Annotated in this window: 19 protein-coding genes; 14 read left to right on the forward strand and 5 right to left on the reverse strand. The window is 56.3% G+C overall.

Going from position 1 to position 25,976, the window contains the following annotated elements; genetic code table 11:
- Positions 1-39: 39 nt before the first annotated feature.
- Positions 40-1,011 carry a pseudouridine synthase gene (locus HMPREF1631_RS03965; protein ID WP_156956220.1) on the forward strand — a complete coding sequence of 324 codons (972 nt, stop codon included), beginning with the start codon at positions 40-42 and terminating at the stop codon, positions 1,009-1,011.
- Between the two features lie 126 nt (positions 1,012-1,137).
- Complete coding sequence (gene guaA, locus HMPREF1631_RS03970) at positions 1,138-2,694, forward strand: glutamine-hydrolyzing GMP synthase (RefSeq protein WP_232215427.1); 1,557 nt, start codon at positions 1,138-1,140, stop codon at positions 2,692-2,694.
- Positions 2,695-2,878: 184 nt separating this feature from the next.
- Here the strand turns inward: guaA and HMPREF1631_RS03975 are convergent, their stop codons facing one another.
- The 4 genes from HMPREF1631_RS03975 to HMPREF1631_RS04000 all read right to left on the reverse strand — a co-directional run bounded on the left by HMPREF1631_RS03975 (position 2,879) and on the right by HMPREF1631_RS04000 (position 8,186).
- Positions 2,879-4,204: an amidohydrolase gene (locus tag HMPREF1631_RS03975; protein ID WP_052047051.1), complete on the reverse strand. Its 1,326-nt coding sequence runs from the start codon at positions 4,202-4,204 to the stop codon at positions 2,879-2,881.
- 78 nt (positions 4,205-4,282) lie between these two features.
- Positions 4,283-5,746: a C4-dicarboxylate transporter DcuC gene (gene dcuC, locus HMPREF1631_RS03980; protein ID WP_034232616.1), complete on the reverse strand. Its 1,464-nt coding sequence runs from the start codon at positions 5,744-5,746 to the stop codon at positions 4,283-4,285.
- A 573-nt stretch (positions 5,747-6,319) separates the two neighbouring features.
- The gene (locus tag HMPREF1631_RS03990) at positions 6,320-7,429 is read right to left on the reverse strand and encodes a zinc-binding dehydrogenase (RefSeq protein WP_034232854.1); all 1,110 of its coding nucleotides are present in this window, start codon (positions 7,427-7,429) and stop codon (positions 6,320-6,322) included.
- 490 nt (positions 7,430-7,919) lie between these two features.
- The gene (locus tag HMPREF1631_RS04000; protein WP_034232622.1) at positions 7,920-8,186 is read right to left on the reverse strand and encodes a hypothetical protein; all 267 of its coding nucleotides are present in this window, start codon (positions 8,184-8,186) and stop codon (positions 7,920-7,922) included.
- 319 nt (positions 8,187-8,505) lie between these two features.
- Between HMPREF1631_RS04000 and HMPREF1631_RS04005 the strand changes: the two genes are divergently transcribed.
- The 5 genes from HMPREF1631_RS04005 to HMPREF1631_RS04025 all read left to right on the forward strand — a co-directional run bounded on the left by HMPREF1631_RS04005 (position 8,506) and on the right by HMPREF1631_RS04025 (position 14,368).
- Entirely contained in the window at positions 8,506-9,699 is a 1,194-nt protein-coding gene (locus HMPREF1631_RS04005; protein WP_156956221.1) for a Gfo/Idh/MocA family protein, read from the forward strand.
- Between the two features lie 13 nt (positions 9,700-9,712).
- Positions 9,713-11,332, forward strand: a complete 1,620-nt coding sequence (locus tag HMPREF1631_RS04010; RefSeq protein WP_034232625.1) for an MFS transporter — start codon at positions 9,713-9,715, stop codon at positions 11,330-11,332.
- Between the two features lie 310 nt (positions 11,333-11,642).
- Positions 11,643-12,629 carry an inositol 2-dehydrogenase gene (iolG, locus tag HMPREF1631_RS04015; RefSeq protein WP_034232627.1) on the forward strand — a complete coding sequence of 329 codons (987 nt, stop codon included), beginning with the start codon at positions 11,643-11,645 and terminating at the stop codon, positions 12,627-12,629.
- 31 nt (positions 12,630-12,660) lie between these two features.
- Positions 12,661-13,524: a sugar phosphate isomerase/epimerase gene (locus HMPREF1631_RS04020; RefSeq protein WP_034232629.1), complete on the forward strand. Its 864-nt coding sequence runs from the start codon at positions 12,661-12,663 to the stop codon at positions 13,522-13,524.
- Positions 13,525-13,594: 70 nt separating this feature from the next.
- Positions 13,595-14,368, forward strand: a complete 774-nt coding sequence (locus HMPREF1631_RS04025; protein WP_034232631.1) for a sulfite exporter TauE/SafE family protein — start codon at positions 13,595-13,597, stop codon at positions 14,366-14,368.
- A 126-nt stretch (positions 14,369-14,494) separates the two neighbouring features.
- Here the strand turns inward: HMPREF1631_RS04025 and HMPREF1631_RS04030 are convergent, their stop codons facing one another.
- Positions 14,495-15,280, reverse strand: a complete 786-nt coding sequence (locus HMPREF1631_RS04030; protein WP_034232633.1) for a GntR family transcriptional regulator — start codon at positions 15,278-15,280, stop codon at positions 14,495-14,497.
- Between the two features lie 444 nt (positions 15,281-15,724).
- On the opposite strand from HMPREF1631_RS04030, the gene iolC reads away from it, so the two are divergent.
- The 7 genes from iolC (at position 15,725) to HMPREF1631_RS04075 (ending at position 25,967) form a co-directional block, all read left to right on the forward strand.
- Entirely contained in the window at positions 15,725-16,705 is a 981-nt protein-coding gene (iolC, locus tag HMPREF1631_RS04040) for a 5-dehydro-2-deoxygluconokinase (RefSeq protein ID WP_034232856.1), read from the forward strand.
- Complete coding sequence (locus tag HMPREF1631_RS04045; protein ID WP_034232858.1) at positions 16,702-17,571, forward strand: hypothetical protein; 870 nt, start codon at positions 16,702-16,704, stop codon at positions 17,569-17,571. The genes iolC and HMPREF1631_RS04045 overlap by 4 nt, the downstream gene beginning before the upstream one ends.
- A gap of 9 nt (positions 17,572-17,580) precedes the next feature.
- A complete protein-coding gene (gene iolB / locus HMPREF1631_RS04050) occupies positions 17,581-18,480 on the forward strand; it encodes a 5-deoxy-glucuronate isomerase (RefSeq protein ID WP_034232637.1) in 900 nt (299 codons plus the stop codon).
- Between the two features lie 35 nt (positions 18,481-18,515).
- The gene (iolD, locus tag HMPREF1631_RS04055) at positions 18,516-20,408 is read left to right on the forward strand and encodes a 3D-(3,5/4)-trihydroxycyclohexane-1,2-dione acylhydrolase (decyclizing) (protein WP_198017365.1); all 1,893 of its coding nucleotides are present in this window, start codon (positions 18,516-18,518) and stop codon (positions 20,406-20,408) included.
- A 316-nt stretch (positions 20,409-20,724) separates the two neighbouring features.
- Complete coding sequence (locus tag HMPREF1631_RS04065) at positions 20,725-21,348, forward strand: thiamine diphosphokinase (protein WP_034232643.1); 624 nt, start codon at positions 20,725-20,727, stop codon at positions 21,346-21,348.
- 170 nt (positions 21,349-21,518) lie between these two features.
- The gene (locus HMPREF1631_RS04070; protein ID WP_034232645.1) at positions 21,519-24,122 is read left to right on the forward strand and encodes an ATP-dependent helicase; all 2,604 of its coding nucleotides are present in this window, start codon (positions 21,519-21,521) and stop codon (positions 24,120-24,122) included.
- Positions 24,123-24,137: 15 nt separating this feature from the next.
- Positions 24,138-25,967 (forward strand): acyltransferase family protein, encoded by a 1,830-nt coding sequence (locus tag HMPREF1631_RS04075; protein ID WP_052047055.1) that lies wholly within the window; start codon positions 24,138-24,140, stop codon positions 25,965-25,967.
- Positions 25,968-25,976 lie beyond the last annotated feature (9 nt).

Raw genomic sequence — 25,976 nt, forward strand, 5'->3', positions numbered from 1 at the left:
GGAAGAGAAACAGAAACGGGATCCGGGGAGGCGAACCGCGTGAAACGTACACCGCGCAGCCGGCGCAGGGCCCTGCGCCGGCGGGAGATGCAGCCGCCGCTGCGCAATGGGATCAATGCCGCCCGGGTTAAACTTCCCGCCGGTTCCTGGCAGACTTTGGCGCAGTGGGCGACAGACAGCTTCGGGCAGGAAGCGCGGTCGGCTTTTGCGCGCGGGGATTTTACCGCCGACTGCGGCGCGGTTCTCTCGGGCAGAGAGCCTTATCGGGCGGGAGCGCGGATCTGGGTGTTTCGGCCGGTAAAAGACGAGCCGCCCGAGCCGCTTACGCTGCCTGTGGTGTTTGAAAACGAACGGATCGCGGTGATAGACAAACCGCATGGGATGGCAACAATTCCCCGCGGTTCGCACGTGGCGCAGACCGTGACCGTTGCCGCGCGGCGCCAGTTCGGTAACGACGATATTGTCTGTGCCCACCGTCTTGACCTGGAAACGGCGGGTCTCGTGCTGCTGATTAAAAAATATGAATGCCGGCGCGCCTACCAGCAGTTATTCGACCGGCGTCAAGTTTCGAAAACGTATCTGGCGGCCGCTGCGCCTCACGGGGATTTCCCGCCCGGTGTGCGGGGCAGATATATTCTGAATCTGTACCGTCCCTCCGGGCAGCCAAACGTGGAGGTATGGGAAGAGGGAACGCCGCTGCCTGCCGGAATATCGGTTTCCCGGTCCGTTACCGATATCACTTTTAAAACGGCAGCCGGCGGGATCGGACTTTACGAGCTTCATCCGCACACGGGATATCTTCACCAGCTGCGGGCGGTGATGAACCACCTTGGTGTGCCGATCTGCGGCGATCCTCTGTATCCGCGGGCAATGACGCTTGGCGAACAGGCCTCCCGCCCCTACCGGCTGCAGCTTCTGGCACAGGAACTGTCTTTCTCAGATCCGTATACGGGCAGGGAGATGAATTTCCGTTCCCGGCGCGGACTTGCCTGTATATCCGCCCCCGGATGACGGGCGGAATCGGATGCGGGGTCTTTGATGCCCCGGTCCGCGCAGGGTCCGGCCTGCGCCTCGCGCCGGCGGCGGTTGTCTCCGGAGGAAAATTTTCGCTACTCTGTAAGGGTGAATAAAAATGAGATTCGCCCGGTAGTGGTTGTGGATAATGGTGCGCAATATGCGCAGTTAATTGCGCGGCGTGTGCGTGATGTCGGTTTTTATTCGGAATTGGTGCCCCATTCTCGGCCGGCGGAGGAAATTCTGGCGAAAAATCCGGCTGCGATTATTCTTTCCGGCGGTCCGGCGTCGGTGTATGCCCCCGGGTCGCCCAAACTGGATCCGGCGCTGCTGTCGGCGGGCGTGCCCGTACTCGGCATATGCTACGGTTTTCAGCAGATGGCGCAGGCATTGGGAGGCACGGTAGCGCATACCGGGAAACGCGAATACGGCGCAACGCAGGCAGACATTGTGGCCGACGGGATTTTATGCGGCGCGGCCAAAGGGACGGATGAAGTCTGGATGAGTCACGGAGACGCGGTATCGAAGGCTCCGTGCGGGTTCACCGTGACGGCGACGACGCCGGGCGCGCAGGTGGCGGCGTTTGAAGATCCGCAGAGGGGATTTTACGGTGTGCAGTGGCATCCGGAGGTCGTACATTCCAAAAACGGCAGTGCGCTGCTGGAAAACTTTCTGCGCAGGGGTGCGCATCTGCAGCCGAACTGGGATTCTTCGGGAATTATTGAAGACCAGATTGCAAAAATCCGTGCCCGGGTGGGCAGCGCCCACGTGATCTGTGCCCTTTCCGGGGGCGTGGATTCCTCCGTTGCCGCCGCGCTGGTGCATCGGGCGATCGGAGACCAGCTTACGTGTGTGTTTGTGGATCACGGACTGCTGAGAAAAGGTGAAGCCGAACAGGTAATCAAAGACTATGCCGGCGCCCGGGGCATGAAAATCCTTGCGGTTGACGAGTCCCGGCGGTTTCTGGAGGCACTTCGCGGCGTGAGCGACCCGGAGCAGAAACGCAAAATTATCGGCAGGGAGTTTATCCGTTCTTTTGAAGCCGCGCAGCGGCGTCTGGTGGCGGAAGCCGGGGCGAACGGAGCGGAAATTAAATTCCTGGTGCAGGGCACGCTCTATCCCGATGTGGTCGAATCGGGCGGCGGAGACGGAACGGCGAATATCAAAAGCCACCACAACGTGGGCGGGCTGCCCGAAGATTTGGAATTTGCGCTGATTGAGCCGCTGCGTGACCTGTTCAAGGACGAAGTGCGCGCGATCGGACTGGAACTCGGGCTGCCTGAAAAACTGGTTTGGCGTCAGCCTTTCCCGGGACCGGGGCTGGGGATCCGGATCGTCGGGGAAGTGACTCGCGAACGTCTGGATATTTTGCGGGAAGCCGATGCCATTGTGCGCGAGGAACTGACTGCCGCGGGTCTGGACCGTGAAATCTGGCAGTGCCCGGTGGTGCTGCTGGCGGATGTGCGTTCCGTGGGCGTTCAGGGCGACGGACGCACCTACGGGCATCCGATAGTGATCCGTCCCGTTTCCTCGGAAGATGCAATGAGTGCGGACTGGACGCACGTGCCCTATGAACTGCTGGCAAAAATTTCAAACAGAATCACAAACACAGTGCCGCAGATTAACAGGGTCGTTTTGGACTGCACGTCAAAGCCGCCGGCCACGATCGAGTGGGAGTAGGCGGAAAAACACCGGGTCTGCGGTTTTAGTGCCGCGCAGTGCCCGCCGCGGGCGGCACTGTCCCCTTATGCCGGGATAGATTTTTATATGTATTTCGGGATCGGTTTATACTTCTTTGCAAACGGCTGCCCGGACGAAACGGTTTCCCGCTTCGTCCGGGCAGAAAGCAGACAAAATTGTTTTGTTACCGCGCCGGCATCTGCGCAACCGCGGATGCCACGATTGCCTTCACGCCTTTCGTCAGCACGGATTCATCCACGCTGAACTCCACGGAGTGCAGACCGCCTTTGGACGGAGTGAAAATCAGGAGCAGCGAAGCTTTTCCGCCGTTGTCCTGCACGCGCTTCATCATGAAGGCATAGTCTTCCGATGCGGTCATTTCCACCCAGTGCGGATCGTTTGCCCGCACGCCGACGGTATCTGCCGCGTCGGCAATCTGCTGCATCAGATCGGGATCGGAGTCCAGGGAAATTGCCTCGCCCATTCTGATAATCTCGTAGTCGCATTCATACATTTTTGCCGCTGCGTCAATGATGGTTTTTGCCCTGCGCTCCATATATTCATTGAGTTCCGTGGTCAGCCCGCGTACTTCCATTTCGAAGTGTGCGTGCTCGGCAACGATGTTGCGGGTGTCTCCGGCTTCGATTTTTCCTACGGATACCCGGGTCGAACCGCCCGAATGACGGGAGATGGCATACAGATTCAGTACGGCCGTGCACGCGGCAAGCAGCGCATTCTTCCCCTTCTGGGGTGCGCCGGATGCGTGTGCGGCAAGGCCCTTCATATTTACGTCGTATTTGGTGGTGGCAAGTGCGCCGCCGGAGCCGGGCGCGTAGTCGGCGGTATCAAACTCGTGCGGCCATACGTGCTGGGCGAGCATAATATCCACGTCGTCCACGTGACCTGCCTTAACCATCGATTTCGCTCCGCGTACCCCTTCTTCGGCAGGCTGGAAGAGAATCTTCAGAGTTCCGGACCACCGATCCTTCAGTTCGGCCATAACGCGGGCAACACCCAATCCCATGGTGATATGGGAATCGTGTCCGCAGGCGTGCATGGTGGAGGGATGCTTGGAGTTGAATCCTTTGTCGGCGGGGAAGTATCCGCTGTCGCTGAATTCCTGCAGCGGCAGGGCGTCGATGTCGAAACGCATTCCGATCACCGGTCCGTCGCCGTTCTTCAAAATGGCAACGGCTCCCGTGTGTCCGCCTTTTATTTCTTTGAGCAGCTCGGGGTCCGCGCCTTCTTTCAGGGCACGGGCAACGGCTTCTTCGTCTTCCTGCGCGCAGGGCAGTCCCATGCGCTCGTCTTCTTTGCAGGCGTCTTTGCCGTAGAGGACGTCATAGCCCATTTTTTTCAGTTCGTTGATAATAATCGAGGTAGTGCGGTATTCCATCCATCCCAGTTCGGGATAGGCGTGGAAATCGCGCCGCCATTCAATCAGGCGGTCGGCGAGGCCGTCCGTCTTTTCGGTGATTAACTGTGCAGTATCCGCAGATAATGCTGACATTTTTACCTCCAGTTTTAACTTCTTCGGTTGGGGAAAAGGTTATTGCCCCGGAAAGCAGCTTCCGGGGCAAATTGCGGGTCAGAACATAAGTTTCAGGGCGTAATCCCATACGATCGAGGCAATGAGCATAATGAAATATGCGGGAATCATTACCGGAACCGTACGTTTTACCAGGTCTACGGGCGAAACGTTGCCCAGACCCGCCACGGCGATTACCACGCCGGCGATGGGCGACATAGACCGTCCGATGCCCGAGGCCAGCTCCATCGGCTGGGCAAGAAATACCGTATCGACTCCCAGCGGCTTGGCGATTCCCGGCGTAAGTTCGGAGAATGCAAACCAGGGGGCATTTCCCGAGCCCGTAAGCACGGCGGCAAGGAAAATAATCAGTGTCATAACGATGGTTACGGGGATCGCGCCTGTGTTCAGCTTCTGTGTGCCGTTCACGATAAACGAGATAAAGCCGAGCTGTGTCAGGCCGGCGGCAAACATCTGCCCGCCGACGATCAGGGTTACGATATTTACGAACTGGTGTCCCATGCCCTCAAAGAATATGCCCAGGGCTTTTGAGCCGCGGTCGAAGGAGCGGTAGCGGATCATTTCGCAGATCACGGCAAGCAGACCGGAGAGGATCATGGCGGTGGCAACGTTCATCTTGATTGTGGTCACTACGAACGGGGAGAAGACGATCAGCAGAACGAGAGGCGTGAAGGGCAAAAGTGCGTAGAGTTTGGGCACGGAATGTTCTTTTTTCACAGCCGTAGCAGCGGTTTCTTTCTGTGCCTGCGAAGCGGTTTCCCCGCCCTTTTTGTCCATGCCCGCCAGTTCGGCGTGGATTTCGTCCCAGTCGGCTCTGTCCGGGGTGGTGCCTTCCTTACGGTCGAAGTGACGCTGCACGAAATAGTGCATGATGAATACCGAGACAACCACGACCAGCGATACGGGAAGCTGATAGTTGATGAAGTATTCCTGCACGCTCATGCCGGAAATCCGGGCAGACATATTGGCGTTGGACGACGCCGGTCCGAGATCCAGACAGCTTCCCGTGGCGATCACGCCGGTTGCGGAAAGTTTTGAAATCCCCAGGGAGCGCAGCAGCGGATAAACGGTCACCATCAGCAGCATGGCCAGCCCGGCCGCGGAGGGGATAATCAGACACAGGCACTGGGCCAGAATATATGTGGAAGCAAGAACGATATAGGGTTTGTTGATTTTGGACAGAGGTTTTGTGGCGATGTTTACCAGAGCCTCGGAGGCGCCCACACGGTCCATAATCAGCGAAAATCCGCCCACGGCCATAATGATCAGTCCGAGTTCCGCTCCCAGATGTCCGAACGTGGCGCGGATTTGGTCGAAGACGTCAAGCAGGGCGCTGCCCGTGGTGGTTTTTTCGTCCATCAGGGGCTTCATCGACAGCGGGATGGAGCACAGAAGCATGAACAGGCCGGAGAAAATCAGAACGGTCTGCGGATGGTAGTGATGAAAAATAAAATAGGCGACGACGACGATCGTGGCCAGCGAAAGTAAGAAACCGATTAGCATAAATGTTCTCCTAGAACAGCAGGCACCGGTGCGGACGGAAAACTCGGATTCGCCCGTTCGCAGAAAATGCATGATACACAAATTTGGGGGTCGGACCGTTTTGCCGATTCGTTGCGAACGAATGGATTGAAGCAGTGTAACCCCAGCTCACATATTACATTAATGCCCGGCTGCTACGGAAATTCCCGTGTACCGGTATCTGAAACGGGGCGCAGCTAAGCGTTTCCGCGCGCGCAGCCGTGCCCAAAAACGCCTATTTTCCGCGGTTTTGGGCGGTGTTTCGAATGCCGGGGCAATTTGTGAAAACATTTTCACCGCAGCGTTTTATTTATCGGCAAACGTGCAGCCGGTGTGCAAAGCCGGTGCGCCGCGTTGGCAGTAAGGAAGCGCCGGCGATAAGCCTGCACTGCGATAAGGCAGTGCGGGTATAGGCAGCGCAGTGGAATTACGGATAAAACAGCGTGGAACGTGCGCCCTGCGGTACGCGCAAATACCGCAGGGGCAGAATTATCCCGGGAAGCGGATTTTGGCACATGCTTCCCGGGATAAATGCGGCAATGAAAGTTAAGAAAATCAGAGCGACATATCCACGATTGCGCGCCCGAGGATCTCACCCTTCGCCAGCTTTTGGTATCCCTCGTTCGCGTCTTCCAAACGGAAGCGCTCGGTTACGATTTCTTTGTAGTTGATGAAGCCCTTTGCCGCCATCTCCACCACTGCCGGAAGGTCGGTACGGGTGCGTGCGCCGTAGCTGCCGATAATGCGCTGTGAACGGCGAACAGTCCTGTTGATTTCCACGCCCGCTTCCTGGACTCCCGCGCCGAGGCCGATTGCCACGAGACGGCCGCCGTCGCTGAGCGCGTCGAGCGCGGATTTCCATGTGGCAGGATTGCCCAGAGCCTCAAATGCCACGTCTACGCCGCGTCCGTCGGTCATGGAGAATACCGTTTCGCGCACGTTCTCCTTCAGCGAGTTTACGGTGTGTGTGGCGCCCAACGCCTTGGCGGCTTCCAGCTTTTCGTCGGAGATATCGATGGCGATGATCTTTGCCGCTCCGAACGCCTTGGAAATCTGGATAATGTTGGATCCCACTCCACCGGTGGCAACCACTGCCACTGTCTCACCGAACTGCAGGTTTGCGCCTCTCCGTACGGCTCCGTATCCCGTGAGGGCGGCGCAGCCGAGAATGGCTCCCTTGGTGAGGTCGATTTTCTCCGATACGGGGGCAACCGAAGTGGAGGGGATTACGCAGTATTCGGCGAGTGCGCCCATCGAGTACATGGCGATTTCTTCGCCGTCCGTACCCGCAAGACGGGTTGTGCCGTCATAGAGTTTGCCCTGGATTCTGTTCAGATCGAAGAACGGTCCGCAAAGATCGTCGCGTCCGCGGGCGCACGCTTCGCATTTTCCGCACGGCATAAGGAACGCGCCGGCAACTTTCTGTCCGACGGCAAGCCCGGTGTATTCGTTGTCCGGTCCCAGTGCCACAATTTCCCCGGCTACTTCGTGCCCGAGCACGCAGGGCAGCGGGAAGGCGATTTTGCCGTGGATTACGTGCAGATCGGAATGGCACATTCCGCATGCCGCCACTTTGACCAGTACTTCTCCTGATTTCGGCGTAGGTGTTTTTATCTCTTCAACGCGCAGACCGATTTTCGGATCGCGAAGAACTGCCGCTTTCATCGTTTTGGGAATGCAGACCATCATTTCTCCTTACAGAATATGGGACGGAACGGATTTTACGGAAGTTGCACAGCCTCGTGCGAAAGCCCGGCGCTGTGGCTTTACATTACCTAACATTATACCCCCTGCTTATCATTTGTAAATTCTTATCAAATAAATGTTCTTACTTATTTTGCCCCGGACGCTCTCCGTTTTACCGCCCGCCGGGGCGCTTCGGTGTTTACGCCAAAGAGCGGGAAGTCCGCCGGCGCAGAAAAAACACTGCCGAAAAATCAGGGGGAGGGGGCGAAACTGCGGGAAGGGGGTGGGTGTAAAGGGGGTGCGGGAAATGAAACCGCGCGAAGGCGGAGGAACGGCCGGGAGAAGCCGGAGCAGCCGAAAGTATTTGGGTCAAAGACGAAGCTGTTTTGGGTAAAAAATAGCCCCAGAGCCTTATCGGTTCTGAGGGCTGCTTTGTTGGGGGCAAAGCTATGCCGTACAAACTTTCTGTTTATCGGGTGAGCTTTGCGGCCAGCACCTGAAATGCCATAAACGGCACGAGAATCACACTTCCGAGTCCTGCGGCAACGGGCAGTGCGGCAGCATTCAGCGCCACGCCCACGAATGTAACAAGCGCCATCAGCACGAGCACGGCAAGCGTAACGCAGTAGGCGAACGCAACGCGCGTGTCGGTTTCGGGCTTGGTATCCGCGCTGCACAAATCCACGAATTCAACTGCAGGTGCCGCGGTAAATGTAAGTTCTTTCCGGTTCATCATTTTGAGCTCCCTTCGGTAACGGAAGTGTCGAGCTCCAGTGCGGCGCCCGGCACCTCACTGTGTTTTAGAACCACTTACAATATACCAAGATGCTTACATGGGTTACAAAAGATATGTCAAAAAATAGACGCTAATCACTTTATTTTGGAAAAGTTAGTTTTAATCGTTTTTCCGTTTCCGCAAAACCCCTGAAATAAAGCAATTTAAAGAATGTATTATCAAAGGCTTGAAATTGTGCGGACAAGATTTTAGTATGAGGATGTGCTGTGTAATTCACGGCACATTGTAACTCGCAGCACATTGCATGATGGAGGAACTAATGTCAAAGAAGACATTAAAAGTGGGTCTAATCGGCCTGGGATGGATGGGGCGGCTTCATACGCGCAGCTATAAGCAGCTCGCGGAGCGTTTCCCGGAGCTGAATGTACAGACCGAACTTTTTACGGCCTGCGATGCGCAGGAAGAAAACCGCAGAATCGCAGTGGAAGAACTTGGCTACAAAAAAGCTGTTTCCGATTACCGGGAGGTAATGGCCGACCCGCAGGTGGACATCGTTTCCATCTGCGCCCCGAATTTTCTGCATAAAGAAATCGCCCTGGCCGCCGCTGCCGCAGGAAAACCGTTTTGGATTGAAAAGCCGATGGGTGTCTGTGCCGAAGAATCGGCGCAGATCGCCCTGGCCGCGCAGAAAGCGGGAGTTGCCACCGCAGTCGGGTTCAATTACCGGCACACTCCGGCTGTCGAAAAGGCGCGGGAGATTGTGCGTGCGGGACGCATCGGGCGGATCACGAACGTGCGTGCCTGGCTGATTGCCGACTACGCTTCAAATCCGGACGGGCCGCTCACGTGGCGTTATGATACGAAGCGCGCAGGCGCGGGCGTGATTCCCGATCTGATGTGCCACGGTGCGGATCTGATTCAGTACATCCTGGGAGACAGAATTTCCCGCCTGTGCGCATCTACCGGTATTTTCATCAATGAACGTCCGATTCCGACAAAAGAAGGAGTGGGGCATACCGGTTGGGAAGTTTCGGACCGGAAGGGGAAAGTCGACAACGAAGATTACGTGGCGGCGCTGATCGAGCTTTCCGCCGGCGCGATCGGCACGCTGGAGAGCTCGCGTGTGGCCAACGGTCCGCGTGCGGAATATATTGTGGAAATTTACGGCACGGAAGGTTCACTGCGCTGGAATTTTGAATTCCTCAACGACCTGTGGGTCTGCCTGGCGAAAGATCGGGAATTTACCGGCTACAAGCGGGTAATGGCCGGGCCGGACTTTCCGAATTTCCTCCGTTTCCAGCCGGGTGCGGGAACGTCAATGGGTTTTGACGACATGAAAGCGGTGGAGGCCGCGCAGTTTGTGTCGTCTGTTATCGACGGGGCGCAGAATGCGCCAAGCGTGGGTGACGGTTGGGCCGCTGCGGAAGTAGGGGATGCAATGGTGCGTTCCGTTTCTTCGGGAGCATGGGAAACCGTGCGGCAGGTATCGGTTCCGACCACATTTGAGAAATAAGTTAGGAGTTGGAATGAGTCACGGCGAAAAGATGACGAAAGAAAAGATCACGGATCTAACCGCCAAGACGCCGATGTCCGGCAAGCACTGCGGAATCGGTTTAATTGCGGCGGTGGCAACACTGGGGTCTTTCCTGTTCGGATATGACACGGGCGTTATATCCGGGGCACTGCCGTATATGCAGATGATTGAAAGCGGCGGAGGGCTGCACATTTCCCCCTGGGAAGAAGGTCTGGTGGGCGCCTGCCTGCTGATCGGCGCGGCTTTCGGTGCGCTCTTTGGCGGCCGGCTTTCGGACCGCTACGGCAGAAGGCATAATCTGCTTCTGCTGGCTGTTATCTTCATTATCGGTGCTTTGGGCACGGCTGCCTCGCCGAATCTGGTACTGATGTATGTGGCACGTTTTGTGCTGGGCGTGGCTGTCGGCGGTGCTTCGGCAACCGTTCCCGTCTATCTGGCGGAAGTGGCGCCCAAGCGCGTGCGCGGCACAATCGTGGCCATCGATCAGCTGATGATCGTGACCGGGCAGCTGGCGGCGTTCGCCTTCAATGCAATCATCAACGGTGTTGCGGGCGGCCCGACAGTGGAAGTCACAAAAGATCCCCAGGGTCTGATTACTGCCGGCTCCCATGCCTGGCATGAAATTGCGGTAATGGCAGACAAGATGCCCGCCGCCGATTATCAGTCCTGGATCAATTCCCTTGTGTTCTCCGGGGGCAACGGCAATATGTGGCGCTACATGCTGGTTCTGTGCACCATTCCGGCCATCTTCCTCTGGCTGGGAATGCGCCTGATGCCCGAGTCTCCGCGCTGGTACATGGCAAACAGAAAGTATGTGGAATCCATAGGCGCGCTGAAGCGTGTACGCACCCATCTCGATGATCCCGTGGAGCAGGAAATCGGCGAGATGTTTGAATTTGCGCACAGCTCCGAAAGCAGAAAGACCGGAAAATTCAGCGATATTCTTGCCACTCCCTGGCTGCGCAAACTTTTTGCCGTCGGTCTGCTTCTTGCCGCGTCCAATCAGCTCACAGGTGTGAATACGGTGATGTATTACGCGCCCAAGGTGCTGGAGTATGCGGGCATGGATACTTCGGCGGCAATCACGGCACAGGTTGCAAACGGCGTGATGTCGGTGATCGGATCGGTATTCGGTCTGTATCTGGTGTACCGCTTCCGCCGCCGTTCGATTCTGATGACGTGTATTGCGTGCGTGAGCATCTGCATGTTTGTGATTGCCGTGCTCTTCAGCTTCTTCATTCATCCGTATATGGTGGCGGGCACGGTGCCTCCCACATGGGCCGCTTTCGCCATTTTGACGATGATGGGTGTATTTATGCTCGTTGTGCAGTCTTCCAACGGACCGGTGGTATGGACCATGCTGGGGGAGATGTTCCCCTCCTCGGTGCGCGGGGTTGCAAACGGAAGTGCCGTTTTCTTCATGTGGATTGTAAATGCCGTTATCACCTGGACTTTCCCGGTAATGATGGCTCATCTCGGCGGTGGCGTGACGTATCTTGTGTACGGAATAGTGAATGTGTTCGTGTTCCTCGCGCTCTGGCGGTGGATGCCGGAAACCTCCGACCTTTCGATTGAAGAAATCGAGGCGGAAATGGAGCGTCGTTACTCCTGATTTGCTTCATTTACGCCGGGGCGCAGTCCTGAGGACTGCGCCCCTCTTTTGTGTTTTCGCGGGTGAAGCGGTATTTTGGGGAACGCGGCCGGGAAAAATTTTATCTGCGTTCCGCTTTTGTGCACAAAATGTCATCTTTTAATTAACCGTTTGTAATCAGTAAAATAATGTTGACTGAAGAATGTTAGTAGTTATAAAATAATAAGTGCTTACAAAGTAGAGTCTTACACTGTGGTAGGAAAACAAATTAAGCTCTTTTACCTTGCAGGTGTTGGGCTTTGGGCTTGACGCATTATTCAAAGGAGTGAAAATGACCAACATTGGAATAATCGGTGCCGGGCGCATCGGTCACGTACATGCAAAGACGATCGGTTCCATTGCGGACGCGAATCTGGTTCTTGTCTCGGACGTCAACGAAGACGCGGCGAAAGCTCTTGCGGAAAAATACGGCGCACGTTACACAACGCGCGCAGAGGATGTATTCGCAGACAAAGAAGTAGAGGCAATTATTATCTGCTCGCCCACGCCTCTGCACGTAGAACATATCGTAGCCGCGGCGAAAGCCGGCAAACCGGCGCTTTGCGAAAAGCCGCTGGCAATGGAAGTAGAGTCCGTGGCAAAGCTGAAGGAACAGCTTAAGGGGCTGAATCCGACTGTTATGCTCGGCTTCAACCGCCGTTTCGATCCGAACTTTGCCAAGATCAAGAAGCTGGTTGACGAAGGGAAGATCGGTCCTCTTGAGCAGCTGACCATTATTTCCCGCGATCCGGCCGCTCCGCCGAAAGAATACATTGCGGTTTCCGGCGGAATTTTCAAGGACATGACGATCCACGATTTCGATATGGCGCACTACTTCCTTGGCGATGTCGCCACCGTAACCACGATCGGACAGAATCTGGATCCGGATCTGGATGATACGGGCGATTATGACGCGGCGGTGATTCTGCTGACCAACAAGGCGGGTAAGGTGGCCACGATTATTAATTCGCGTCACTGTGCCACGGGTTACGACCAGCGGCTGGAGGCTTTCGGACCGAAGGGTTCCCTGTTTGCCGAAAATCAGCGTGAGACAACCGTGCGCGCATACACTGCGGAGTATTCGGATGCGCAGGAGCCCTTCCAGGACTTCTTCCTCACCCGTTACGCCACCGCGTACGCCGACGAACTGCGGACCTTCCTGAAGGCAGTGAAGGAAGGCAAAGAGCTGCAGCCGTCTATCGAAGCGGGCGAGGTCGCCCTGAGAATCGCGGAAGCGGCTTTGGAAAGTGCCAAGACGGGCAAGACCGTAAAACTGTAAAATATAAATCGGATAACTGAAGGAGAAATCAATGAAGATTGCCGGTGCACCTATTTCCTGGGGTGTTTGCGAAGTGCCGAACTGGGGATATCAGATGAGCCCCGATCGGGTATTGCAGGAAATGAAAGATTTGGGTCTGACTGCCACGGAATTCGGTCCGCAGGGCTGGCTTCCTCTCGACCCCGAAGGCAGAAAGAAGGCTATTTCCAAGTTCGGTCTGAAGGCTGTGGGCGCATTTTTCCTCTCCGTCATGCACGATCCCGACTATGATCCGATTCCGGCAGTGGAGAAGGAACTCGAAGCGTTTAAGGTAGCCGGCGGCGATTATCTGATTCTGGCTGCCGATTCCGGCCGTGACGGGTACGACAACCGTCCCGTACTGGATGAAACCGGTTGGAAGACGCTCTTTACCAACATGGACCGGATCGTGGAGCGCGCGGCAAAAGACGGCGTAACCGCCTGCCTGCACCCGCACTGGGGCACGATGGTGCAGACGAAGGACGAGGTGCACAAGGTGCTCGATAATTCCTCCGTCGGTCTGTGCCTCGACACGGGCCACCTGTTCTGCGGCGGTACGGATCCGGTGGAGCTGACGAAGCAGTACGCCGAGCGCGTCTCGATCGTACACGCAAAGGACGTGCACGCGGAGCTGACGAACAAGCTGCTTCCGGGAGAGATCACCTGGTCCGAAGGAATCAAAGCGGAAATGTTTGCCCCCATCGGCGAAGGCGACATTGATTTTGCCGAAATCGTAAAGACGCTCGACAGCGTCGGTTTCGACGGATACTATGTGCTGGAGCAGGACATCATGATCGACGGTGAGCCGCCTGTCGGCGCCGGCCCGATCGAGAATGCCCGCAAGTCGCTGCTGGCGCTGCAGGCACTGGCAAAGTAAACGGCTGTTTGGGCGCGGGAGCGTTGGTTATGTATATTTCCAATGCTCCCGCTCCTTTTTCTGTATTACGATGACCGGTTTGTCACTGCTTCAGTGGGCCCTGCTTGGCGCCGGGGCGTTTATGGCGGGCTTTTCCAAGATTGCCCTGCCCGGTGCCTCACTGCTCACGCCTGCTTTCTGTGCGCTTGCCCTCGATGCCCGGCAGTCTACGGCCGTTGTTCTGGGACTGTTTATTTTGGGGGATATTTTTGCCATTTCCTATTACCGGCACGCTTTCAGCCGCCGGATTGTTGCTCCCGTTATGCCGTCCCTGATTCTGGGTCTGATTCTCGGCGGGGCTTTTCTTTATTTCGTCACGGATTCGGGGCTGCGGATTCTCATTGCCCTGATCCTGCTGGCCATGACCGCATACAGTATTTGGGACCGCAGAAAAAAGAAGAAGGGAAATGCGCGCGCTGCCTCCGGCCGCACAGTGAAACAGATCGGGCAGATGGGCCCCGGCGGGCGTCTGCTGTACGGCGTTTTGGGCGGATTTGGCACGATGACGGCCAATGTCGGCGGTCCGTTTGTGTATCTGTATCTGTTTCGGATGGATCTTTCGGTAAAAGATTTTCTCAGCGCAAATGCCTGGATTTTCTTTTTCTGCAATCTGCTTAAACTGCCCGTATCTGCGGGACTGGACCTGTTTTCTCTCGACACGCTGGAGAAAGTTGCCCTGCTTGCCGTGTTTTTGGTGCCGGGTGTCGGAGCCGGAATTCTTCTCGTGAAAAAAATCAGCCGGGAACTCTTTGAATGGATCGTTTACCTGTTTACGGTAATTTCCGCGCTGTCCCTTCTGCGCTGAACGGTGCCGCTGCCCGCGCAGGGATTACGGCCTTCCCGTGCCGCGCGGATTCGCAGTCATGCTTCGTTGCCTGCCGTACCGGGTAGCCGTGCTGCGGGGCAGGACCGATTTTCGCCGGCGCGCCGGTCAGTGGATATTGGCGGTCAGCGGAACCGTAATCCGATACTGCGCGGCGTCATATACGTGGTTTCCGTATTCGATCACCTGATGCGCGGCGTCGTAGGCAACGCGTTCCATGGTTACCATCGCCGAATTGGGTGCCAGCCCGAGCAGCTTTGTTTCCTCTTCCGTGGCGTTGCGGGCGCCTATGTTCTGTACGGCGGTCGTAATGTGAATCCCTTTGTCGAGGAAACTGTCGTACAGACCTTTTTCGTTCAGCTCCGTCAGCGAGGGCGCGAACTGAATTGGGATGATATTGTGCATTATTGCCAGCGGATTTTCGTTTGCCCAGCGCAGGCGGCGGATGGAGGCAACTTCGATTCCTTCTTCGGCTCCGAGAAGACATGCCGTCTGTTCGTCGGCAAGAGTCACGTTGTACGACAGAACCTGGGTATGTGTGCTGTGACCCGAGCGGATGAGATCGCTTTTCAGGCTGGTAAGACCGATTTTCCGCTGAATATGAATCGGTGTTACACGCGTGCCCGCCCCGCGTCTGCGGACCACCAAACCCATTTGCGCCAGTTCCTGAAAGGCGCGTCTGGCGGTGGGACGCGACACCTGCAGTCTGTTTGCCAGCGACAGTTCGTCTTCCACCAGCTGTCCCGGCGCAATTTCCCCCTTGCTGATCAGGGCCGCAATAGGGGCGGAAATCTGCTGATACAGGGGTGTTGCGCTGTTTCTGTCCAGGGTAAGGTCAGCCACATACGGCGTATCGAGGTTGGAGTCCTCCGTAGTTTCGGGTTCTCTTTTCATGAAGCAGTTTCCTTTTGCGCTAAATGCAGGTTGAATATGTCAGTACATACACTTTTACCTTACCAAGTATAGCGGAAAATACATATGTTGCATTCATTTCCGGTTTTGTCCGGATATTGGTCGCAAATGCGCTGTCTGCAGCCTGTTTTTCCTCCGCTTTCGCGCGTGGCGCGGCACGGTGTGTGTGCAGGTGTGCGTATATTTTCGGTTTTGGCATGTATTTTGCCCGCGCACAAACGGGGATCTGTGCAGGTATTTTGCGCGCGGCGTGCGGAAATCTGCATTCGCGGCATACGGTTGCCGAATCCTGATAAAAAACTGCCCGATATGGGAACAATTAACTATTTTGTACATACAAACATTTGACGGCCATGACAAATAGTGCAATAATAGTGATCGGACATACATAGGCGTATCGATAACTGTGAAAAGGAGCGTGCTTTCATGTCAAGCGAAAAGTTGGAAGTTCTTACGATCGGACGCTGCGGCGTTGATGTATATCCGCTGCAGTCCGGGGTGGGTCTGGAAGATGTGCAGACCTTTAAAAAGTTTCTCGGCGGATCGCCCACAAATGTTGCCGTCGCGGCAGCCAAACTGGGGCACAGCGCCGCCACGATTACAGGCGTGGGGAACGATCCTTTCGGCCGTTATATATGCAGGGAAATGGAGCGTCTGGGCGTAAGCGCAAAGTACGTTGTGGTAAATAACGAGCTCAACACCCCCGTTACGTTCTGCGAGATTTTCCCGCCCGACGATTTCCCGCTTTACTTCTACAGGCAGCCCTCCGCTCCCGACCTGCAGATCACGGAAGACGATATGCCCATTGAGGCAATCAAATCCGCGAAAGTATTTTCCTTCTCCGGAACGGGACTGTCGGTTGAACCCTCGCGCGCCGCTCATTTCAAGGCATTGAAGGCGCGGGCAAAGAGCGGATACACGATTGCGGATTTGGACTACCGTCCGATGTTCTGGGAAAACGAGGAGACGGCCACCAGGGAAATTTCCTCCTGCCTCGAATATGCCACCATTGCCATCGGCAACAGGGAAGAATGCCGGATCGCGGTAGGGGAGACGGAACCCGACCGCGCGGCGGATGCCCTGCTGGAACGCGGCATTGAGATTGCGATTGTAAAACAGGGCCCGAAGGGCACGCTGGCAAAAACCGCCGAAGAACGGATAGAAGTTCCCGTAACTGCGGTAAATACACTGAACGGACTGGGATCCGGCGACGCTTTCGGCGGTAATTTCATCCACGGTTTGCTCTCCGGCTGGGATCTGCCCAAGTGCATTCAGGCCGCCTCCGCCGCCGGTGCCATCGTGGCCACCCGCCTTGAATGCTCCACCGCCATGCCGAGCGAAAAAGAAGTGCTGGACACAATCGCGCAGCACCCGGAAACAACTCCTATCGTGAAGGGAAACAAATAATGAAGATCGCCGATATCCCGCAGGTGCGCGCATACGCACCGGAAAAAATAACGGAAGCACTGCGCACCCGGAAGCCCGCACGGCCCCTTATGCCGGGTGAAAAGCACATGATCGTTGCCTGCGACCATCCCGCGCGCGGAGCGCTGGGCGCCGGTTCGCTGCCCTACGCAATGGCCGACCGGCAGGAAGTTCTGGCACGCTGCGTGGCGGCACTGAAGCGTCCCGGCGTAACCGGATTCCTTGGTACCGCAGATATGGTGGAAGACCTTGCGCTGCTGGGCGTGCTGGACGGAATGCACGTATTCGGGTCCATGAACCGTACGGGTCTGCAGGGAGCCCGGTTTGAAATCGACGACAGAGCCGACTGCTATTCCCCGGCCGGAATCGTGAAAGCCGGATTGGAAGGCGGAAAAACCCTTACCCGCATCTGCTACGAGGATCCTGCCACGCCCGCGGCACTGTATTCCACGGCACAGGCCGTCAATGCACTGTCTGCGGAAAAGAAGATAACCATGATTGAGCCGTTTGTCTCCTATTGGGAAGACGGCGTGATCAAAAACAATCTTTCCCCCGAAGCGGTGATTAAATCCATTACCGTTGCCTCCGGACTGGGTGAGAATACGGCATACACATGGCTGAAGCTGCCGTGCGTGGACGATATGGAACGCGTGATGGCCGCAACCACGCTGCCGAGTCTGATTCTCGGCGGGGAGGTCTCCCAGGACGCCGAAGCCGTGTTTGCCCACTGGAGCAGGGTAATGCGTCTGCCGAACATCTTCGGTCTGGTTGTCGGGCGCTCGCTGCTCTTCCCCTCGGACGGCGATGTTGAAAAAGCCGTGGATACCGCCGTGGAATTGGTGCGATAGGAAACGGAAATGACAGACAACGCAAAGTATTATATTCCGGCGGGCACAACCGCCTCGGGTGTGTACGATACCGTGATTACCCCGGAAAAAGTAGGGTGGGAATGGTCTGGCCTGAAAATCGCGAATCTGCGCGCGGGTGAAGAAACGCAAATAGCGACGGGCGAAACCGAACTGCTCGTTCTTCCGTTGGATACGGGTGCGTCGGTAACTCTCGACGGCGAAAAATATATGCTTGCCGGGCGCGAATCGGTGTTTGCCTCCGCCACGGATTACCTGTATGTTCCGCGCCATAAGTCTTTTACGCTGCGCGCGGAGAAAGCAGGGCGGATTGCCCTTCCCGCAACCAAGGCAACGTCCGACAAACCCGTGCGTTACTGCCCCGCAGGCGAGGCCGTTACCGCACTGCGCGGATCAGGGCGGAGCTCGCGGCAGGTGACGAATTATGCTCTCGGAAACGCCGTGGAGACCTCGCATCTGCTGGTTTGCGAAGTACTGACTCCGGGCGGCAACTGGTCGTCGTATCCGCCGCACAAGCATGAAGAGCACGGTGAAAACGAACGCGAACTTGAAGAGATTTACTACTTTGAAGTGCGCGGGGGAAGAAAATGCGGCTGCGGCTGCGCGGAAAAAGACAGCGGGGCATTCGGACTGCAGGAAGTATATTCCTCGCCGAAACACCAAATCGACGTTTCCGCCAGGGTCCGCTCGGGAGACGTTGTGGCCGTTCCCTTCGGCTATCACGGTCCCTCGGCCGCCGCGCCTTTCTACGACCTGTATTATCTGAACGTAATGGGCGGTCCTGCCGAAGATGCCGTGTGGAAAGCGGTGGACGATCCGTATCACGGCTGGCAGCGTGCCGAGTGGGAAAAAGAAGACGTGGATCGGCGTCTTCCTTTCTACACCATATAAATCAACAACTTTTACTGACAAAGGACTAACTGACAATGCAAGAAACAGTGCGTTTAACTGTAGGGCAGGCAACGATCCGTTTCCTGGTGAACCAGTATGTGGAGCTGGACGGCAAGGAGCAGCGTTTTATTGCCGGCGCTTTCGGTATCTTCGGACACGGAAATCTGGCGGGAATCGGGCAGGCACTCCTGCAAAACGAAATTGATTCCGAGCCGGACGGCGGAAGAATGCCGTATATTATGCCCCGAAACGAACAGGGGATGGTAAACACGGCAGCGGCGTTCGCAAAAGCGAAGAATCGGCTGCAGACCTGGATGTGCACCTCTTCGATCGGACCGGGCGCCCTGAATATGGTGACCGGTGCCGCGCTGGCCACCACAAACCGTCTGCCCGTGCTCCTTTTCCCCGCAGACTTCTTTGCCACCCGCTACCCGGATCCCGTGCTGCAGCAGATTGAGAACGAACAGAACTTCGACAGTTCGGTCAACGACGCGTTCCGTGCGGTGTCGGTTTTCTTCGATCGTATCAGCCGTCCGGAACAGCTGCTTCCCTCACTGATGCAGGCAATGCGCGCACTGACGGATCCGGCGGCCACGGGTGCGGTGACGCTCGCAATGCCGCAGGACGTGCAGGCGGAGGCATTTGACTTCCCGGTGAAGGCTTTTGCCAAGCGTGTATGGCATATTCGCCGTTCGCCTCTCGATGCGGGGGCTTTGCGCCGCGGCGCGGAAATAATCCGCAATGCGAAAAATCCGCTTGTGGTTGCGGGCGGAGGCGTGAAGTACTCGCTGGCAAGCGGGCAGCTGCGCGAATTTGCCCGCCGCACGGGGATTCCGGTCTCCGATACACAGGCAGGCAAGGGTGCAATCAACTGCGATCATCCGCAGTCCGTGGGCGGAGTGGGCGCAACGGGCTCGGATTCGGCAAATCATCTGGCGGCCCGGGCGGATGTGGTTATCGGAATCGGTACCCGCTATTCCGATTTCACCACGGCTTCGCACACGGTATTTAAGAATCCGGACGTAAAGTTTGTAAACATCAATGTCAGGCCCTTTGACGCGGTGAAGAACGCGGGGGAAATGCTGGTCGGTGATGCCCGCGAAGCGCTTTGCGCACTTACCGAAGAGCTGGCGGATTACCATGTTGACGCAGATTATGCGGAGACGGTTGCGGCCGAGAAGAAAGCATGGGAGAAGGAAACATACAGGTGCTATCATCTCGGGCACGGTCCTCTTCCGGCGCAGACCGAAGTCTTTGGCGCATTGAACGAAATGCTCGGCGACAACGATGTGGTCATTAACGCGGCCGGGTCGATGCCCGGTGATCTGCAGGCACTCTGGCAGGCAAAGACACCTACGCAGTATCACGTCGAATATGCATTCTCCACAATGGGCTATGAGATTCCCGCCGGTTTGGGCGTGAAACTGGCCATGCCGGATTCCGAGGTGGTCTCGATTGTGGGAGACGGCACCTATCAAATGCTGCCGATGGAGCTGGCAACAGTCGTGCAGGAAGGCGTAAAGGTGATTTACGTGCTGCTTGACAACCACGGATTCTCCTCAATCGGCGCGCTTTCCGAATCGCACGGTTCGCAGCGTTTTGGCACACAGTACCGCAAGGGCGGCGGCGAAAAGCACACCGATCTGAGCCTTGCCGAGCTGCCTGTGGATATTGCGCTGAATGCACAGTCTTGGGGACTGGAAGTGTTCAGGGTGCGGACAGTGAAGGAATTCAGAGAGGCTTATGCCAAGGCAAAGGAATTGGACCGGGCGAGTATGATTTATATTCAGACCGATCTGTTTGGGCCCAACCCGCCGTCTTCGGCATGGTGGGATGTGCCGGTTTCGCAGGTATCGCGGATTGAGTCGACGCAGAAGGCATACCGCGAATATCTGGAGGCCAAAGCCGAACAGCACCACTATTTCTGAGGCTCGCTGCCCGTAGCGTACGCGGTTCGGGCAGACCCGTATTGTGTCCGTTTCGGGCAATCCGGCGGGAAGATGTTGGCATAAACAGCCACATGTTTCCGTTTGATTGCCCGAAACGGACGCATTTTGCGTTGCGGGGATTTTTGGATTGCGGAAATTTTTACGCCGGGAAAAGACCTGCGGCTACCGGCGGGCGCATGGGAAACCGGCGGATCCCGCGTGGAAGGTACGCCCGGGCGTGGGACCGGGGGAGAACAATATTTCCGGAAGTGTTTTAGACTTATAGCGGATAAAGTTACCTCGGGGAGGGGATAACGTGGAAAAAAACTGTGCGGTTGTAAGCGGGGGCGCAAAAAGCACTCTTGCGGGAATTGAAAACGCGGATTTTGTGGTGGCGGTGGATCACGGCTTGGATTATCTGCTTGAAGCGGGAATCCGTCCCGATTTGGCGCTGGGCGATTTTGATTCCTGCGCGGGGAATGTGCCTTCCGGAGTGAAGTCGGTGCGTCTGCCGCGGCGAAAGGCGGATACGGATACTCTGGCGGCATTCCGGCACTGCCTGGATCTGGGATACCGTAATTTCACGGTGTATTGCGCTTTCGGCCGGAGACTGGACCATCTGCTGGCAAATATCCAGTCTTTTGCGTTTGTGGCCGGGCAGGGCGGAAATGTCCGTGTGATAGGCGACGACGACGAACTGATCCTGATTCACGATACCGAAATTATCCTTCCCGCCCGCGGCCCGGACCACTCTCTTTCCGTGCTTTCCCTTTCACAGGTCAGCCTGGGCGTAGACATTGAGGGCGCGGAATATGAAGTGCACGATTTTCGGATGGAATCCGTGTTTCCGATTGGCGTGAGCAACGAGTGGAAACACGGCGATGTGCGTATAGCGGTGAAACAGGGAACTCTGGCGGTGATTGTTTCGCGTAAACGCTGAGCGCCCCGCTCCGCATGAAACGCACTCTTATTCCGCGCCAAAGCGGCAGACAAGGGGAAACAGTGCGGACGAAACGGAGAAAGCAAAACGGATGTGAATTTTGCCGCTGTGTTCGGCACACTGTGTGAAACGGAAAATATGTGCCGCGGTACAGTATCCTTGATAATGTTATGATTTCACAGAATTCAGATGATGCTTTGCGTTCGGCGATGGACGCCCTGCGCCGGAAGATTGCCGAAGTGTCTGCCGCCTCCCCGGCATCAGGCAGCCGGGGGGAAAATACCGCAGACACGCACGCTGCGGATAATTTGGATCAGGCGTGCTTTTCCGCCTCCTGCGCTGCCGCCGACGGTCCGGTGGGTGCAAAACGGATGCGGGAGCTGCTGCAGGGACTTAATCCGGGGCAATACCGGGCGGTGACGCACGAGAAAGGCCACCTGCTTGTAATTGCGGGGGCCGGATCGGGAAAAACACGGGTGCTGACCACCCGTATCGCATATCTGACGGAAAAGGGGAAAGCGGATCCCTCCGGAATTCTGGCGATTACTTTTACCAACAAAGCCGCGAAGGAAATGCGCGAACGTCTGGAACGGATGCTGGGTCCCGTAGCCAAAACAATGTGGATTTCCACATTCCATTCCGCATGTGTGCGTATTTTGCGCGCGGAGCATGAGGACAGCGGGTACACGTCGTCTTTTACCATTTACGACGCCGCAGACGCGCAGAAACTGATGAAAACCGTGTGTGCGGAAGAAAATATCGATACGAAACGTTATTCCCCGAAGCTGCTGACAAACAGAGTCTCGGCTCTGAAAAACGAGATGACGGATCCCGATACTTTTATGCAGGGCGCCGCCGGGCAGGATGATTTGATTCTTGCCCGCGCCTACCGCGCGTATCAGCAGCGGCTGCAGGCTGCCAACGCGATGGATTTTGACGATCTGATTATGCGCACGGTTTTGCTTTTCCGCTCCCGGCCGGAAACGCTGCGCCGTTACCGGCAAAAATTCAGGCATATTTTGGTCGACGAATACCAGGATACCAATTATGCCCAGTATCGTTTGGTGCAGATTCTGGCCGGATCGGGAAATGAGGATCCGTATCCGGAACTGACGGTGGTGGGAGATGCGGATCAGTCAATTTACGCGTTCCGCGGGGCAACGATTCGCAATATCGAGAATTTTGAGGAAGATTTTCCCAATACGACGACGATTCTGCTGGAACAGAATTACCGTTCCACGCAAAATATTCTCTCGGCGGCGAACTCTCTGATTGCCAACAATCCGCAGCGGAGGGCAAAAAATCTGTGGACGGATGCCGGCGCCGGCGAGAAACTGACGGGGTATGCCGCCGATTCGGAGTCGGATGAGGCCGCGTTTGTAACGGAACGCATTGCCTGCCTATGCGCGCAGCACGGATACCGTTACCGTGATTTCGCGGTATTTTACAGGGCAAATGCCCAATCGCGCGTGCTTGAGGAAATGCTGATGCGGGCAGGAATACCGTATAAAGTTGTTGGGGGCACAAAATTTTACGACCGTAAAGAAATAAAAGATGCCATTGCCTATCTGCAGGCCGTGCAGAATCCCGATGACACGGTTTCCCTGCGCAGAATTTTTAACGAACCCAAACGCGGTCTGGGGGCGAAAGCCGAAGGTCTGATTGCGCGCCGTGCCGTGCAGTACGGAATTTCTTTCGGGCGCGCGATTTCCGACGCGCTTACTCCCTCCGCACAGCGCGGGCAGATCGAGGGACTGAGCGCGCGCGCCCTGCGCTCTCTGAAAGATTTTACGGATATGCTGAACAGCGCCCGCGATATGGCCGAATCCGGGTGCGCGCCGGAAACGGTTTTGGATTTTGTGCTTGAGGAATCCGGGTATCTGGCGGCTTTGCGGGAATCGCGTGATCCGCAGGACGAAGTTCGGGCAGACAATCTTGCGGAACTGCGTGCGGTGGCCGCAGATTTTTCGGCGCTTGACCCGCAGGGCGGGCTGGAAGGGTTTTTGGACCGGATTTCATTGGTTGCCGATTCCGATCAGATTCCCGAAAATGCAGGCGGATCGGGCGAGGTTGTGCTGATGACCGTCCACACCGCGAAAGGTCTGGAATTTCCCGTGGTGTTTGTGACCGGTTTGGAAGAGGGCACGTTTCCGCATATCCGTTCGCTGGACGACCCGGCGGAACTGGCGGAGGAACGGCGTCTTGCCTATGTGGCGCTGACCCGGGCCCGGCAGAGGCTGTTTGTATCCCGTGCTGCCTCCCGCGCCCGGTGGGGGGCTCCCCAAGATCTGCTGCCCTCAAGATTTTTGGAGGAAATCCCGGACGGCGTCATTGATTGGGAACGGCGGGAATCTGCCCGCGAAACGCTGTACGGAGGCAGGCACCGTCCCAGCCGGGCGCAGAGTGCATATTCCCGCACCGGCGATTTCTTCGCAGAAGACGGATTTGCGCCTCCCATAGGCGGGGCAAAGAAAGAATTTGTGCCCGGCAAGCTCGGCGTGGTGCGGGAAAACGTGTCCTCTGCCGCGGAGCGGAAAAACTCTTCCCCGCAGGATCCGTGTGTTGCCGTAAATTCCCCGCAGGCCGCCACCGGCGGTCTGAAAGTCGGAGATACAGTGTGTCATAAGTCGTTTGGGCGGGGGAAAATACTATCATTTGAAGGAGTGGGAAAATCCACGGTTGCGAAAGTGAAATTTGCAACCGGTGCCACCAAGCGCCTGATGCTGCGTTTTGCACCCTTGGAGAAGACGGATTCCTGGGAAGACACTCCCTAGACAGGAGGCAGGTTGATGAAACAGCATAAATACATTCCCGGTTTGGACGGTCTGCGGGCATTCGCCGTAGCCGCGGTGATACTTTATCACTTTGCCCCGAACGTCTTTCCCGGCGGATTTTTGGGCGTGGATATTTTCTTTGTGCTTTCCGGCTTTCTGATTACAACACTTTTGCTGCGCGAGTTAAAGGCAAACGGCAAAATTGATTTTTGCGGTTTCTGGATTCGCCGCCTGCGGCGTCTGGTGCCCGCTTTCACGGTGCTGATTCTGACTGTTGTGCCTTTGGCTGCGGTACTCAGCACGGATTTGCTGGTGGGAATCGGCAGGCAGGTTCTCGGTGCGCTCACGTTTTCCACAAACTGGCTGGAAATAGCGCACGGGACTTCGTATTTTGATACCACAGCCCCACTCCTCTTTAAAAATTTCTGGTCGCTTGCGATAGAAGAACAGTTTTACCTCATCTGGCCGCTGCTGCTCCTCCTGCTCCTGACTCTCGGCCTGCGGGCACGCGTGCGCATTGCCGCCGTTGCGGTATTGGCCGGTCTGTCTATGCTGGCAATGGGTTTTTTCTGGAACGGGGAAAATGCCACGCGCGTCTATTACGGCACAGACACCCATTTATTCGGTTTGGCACTCGGAGTTGTGCTTGCCTTCCTCAGTCTGCGTTCCCGCGGCGGGTTTTTCTCCGCTCTGCCTTACAGGATGTATTTTGGTTCGGCGGCACTGGCCGTAACCGCAGTGGGATTTTTGTTTCTCCCGGACCGCGGAGCATTCGCTTACCGTGGGGGAATTCAGTTTTTTACGGTGAGTGCCGCAATTTTGTTGGCTGCGGTTGCGGACGGAAATTCTTTTCTGACGAAAATCTGTGAGTCGGCTCCGCTCAGATGGGCAGGCACACGCTCTTACGGGCTGTATCTGTGGCATTGGCCGGTTCTGGTGCTTGCCGCGGCTGCTTTCCCCGTTGCCGTCGGTTCCGGCGGATATTGGGTGCGCAGTGTTTTGGCTCTTGCCCTTACGGTTCTGATTTGCGAACTGTCTTACCGGTTTGTGGAAACGCCGGTGCGCAGGCGGGGATTCAGGCAGTGCGCGGCAGTGTTTTTGAAAGAAAATCCGCTGTCTTATCCGCGCAAAATCATACTCTGTGTCTGTGTTGTTTTATTTGCGCTGACCGCAACCGCCGTTGTGTGCGCGCCTGCGAAAACAAAAACCCAGATTCTGATTGAAAAAGCAGACAAACCGGAGATCGGAAAAACGCGGAAAGCCGCGCAGCCGGCGCCGAATTACCGGCAGCTGTCGGAAAATCTGGATACTTCCGTGCCGAAAAATGAAGAAATTACGGTGATCGGGGATTCGATATACAGTGCGGGACGGACCGGTTTGGAATGGGCAATGCCGGGAGTGAAAATTATTGCGAAGCCGTGTTTGCAGTGGAAAGCGGCTCCCAAAATAGTTGCCCAAGCCCTGCGGGAAGGAAAAGTGGGGCGTGTGGCTGTGATCGGATACGGCACCAACGCGGGAATCACCGATCCGCAGGATGTGCATAAAGTTATTCGGGCACTTGGAAGAAACAGAATGATTCTGCTGCAGAATCTGTATTCCCCTTCCGGATTCGTGGACTCCTCAAACGAAAAACTGGAGGAAATTGCGCGCGGATATGCCAATGTGAGAATAATAGACTGGCATTCGGCGGCGGGTGCGAATCCCGCACTGCTGCAGGTGGACCAGACGCATACTTCCGTCAAAGGCGCAAATATGCTGGGCAGGCTGATTCACGAATCGGTGCTCGCGATGGCAAAGGAACTGACCGCGCAGAAAACAAAAGCAAAAGTCAAATCCGGAAAATGAAACATCGGA

Origin of the sequence: Arcanobacterium sp. S3PF19 (assembly GCF_000758825.1) — a bacterium.
GTDB lineage: Bacteria > Actinomycetota > Actinomycetes > Actinomycetales > Actinomycetaceae > Arcanobacterium_A.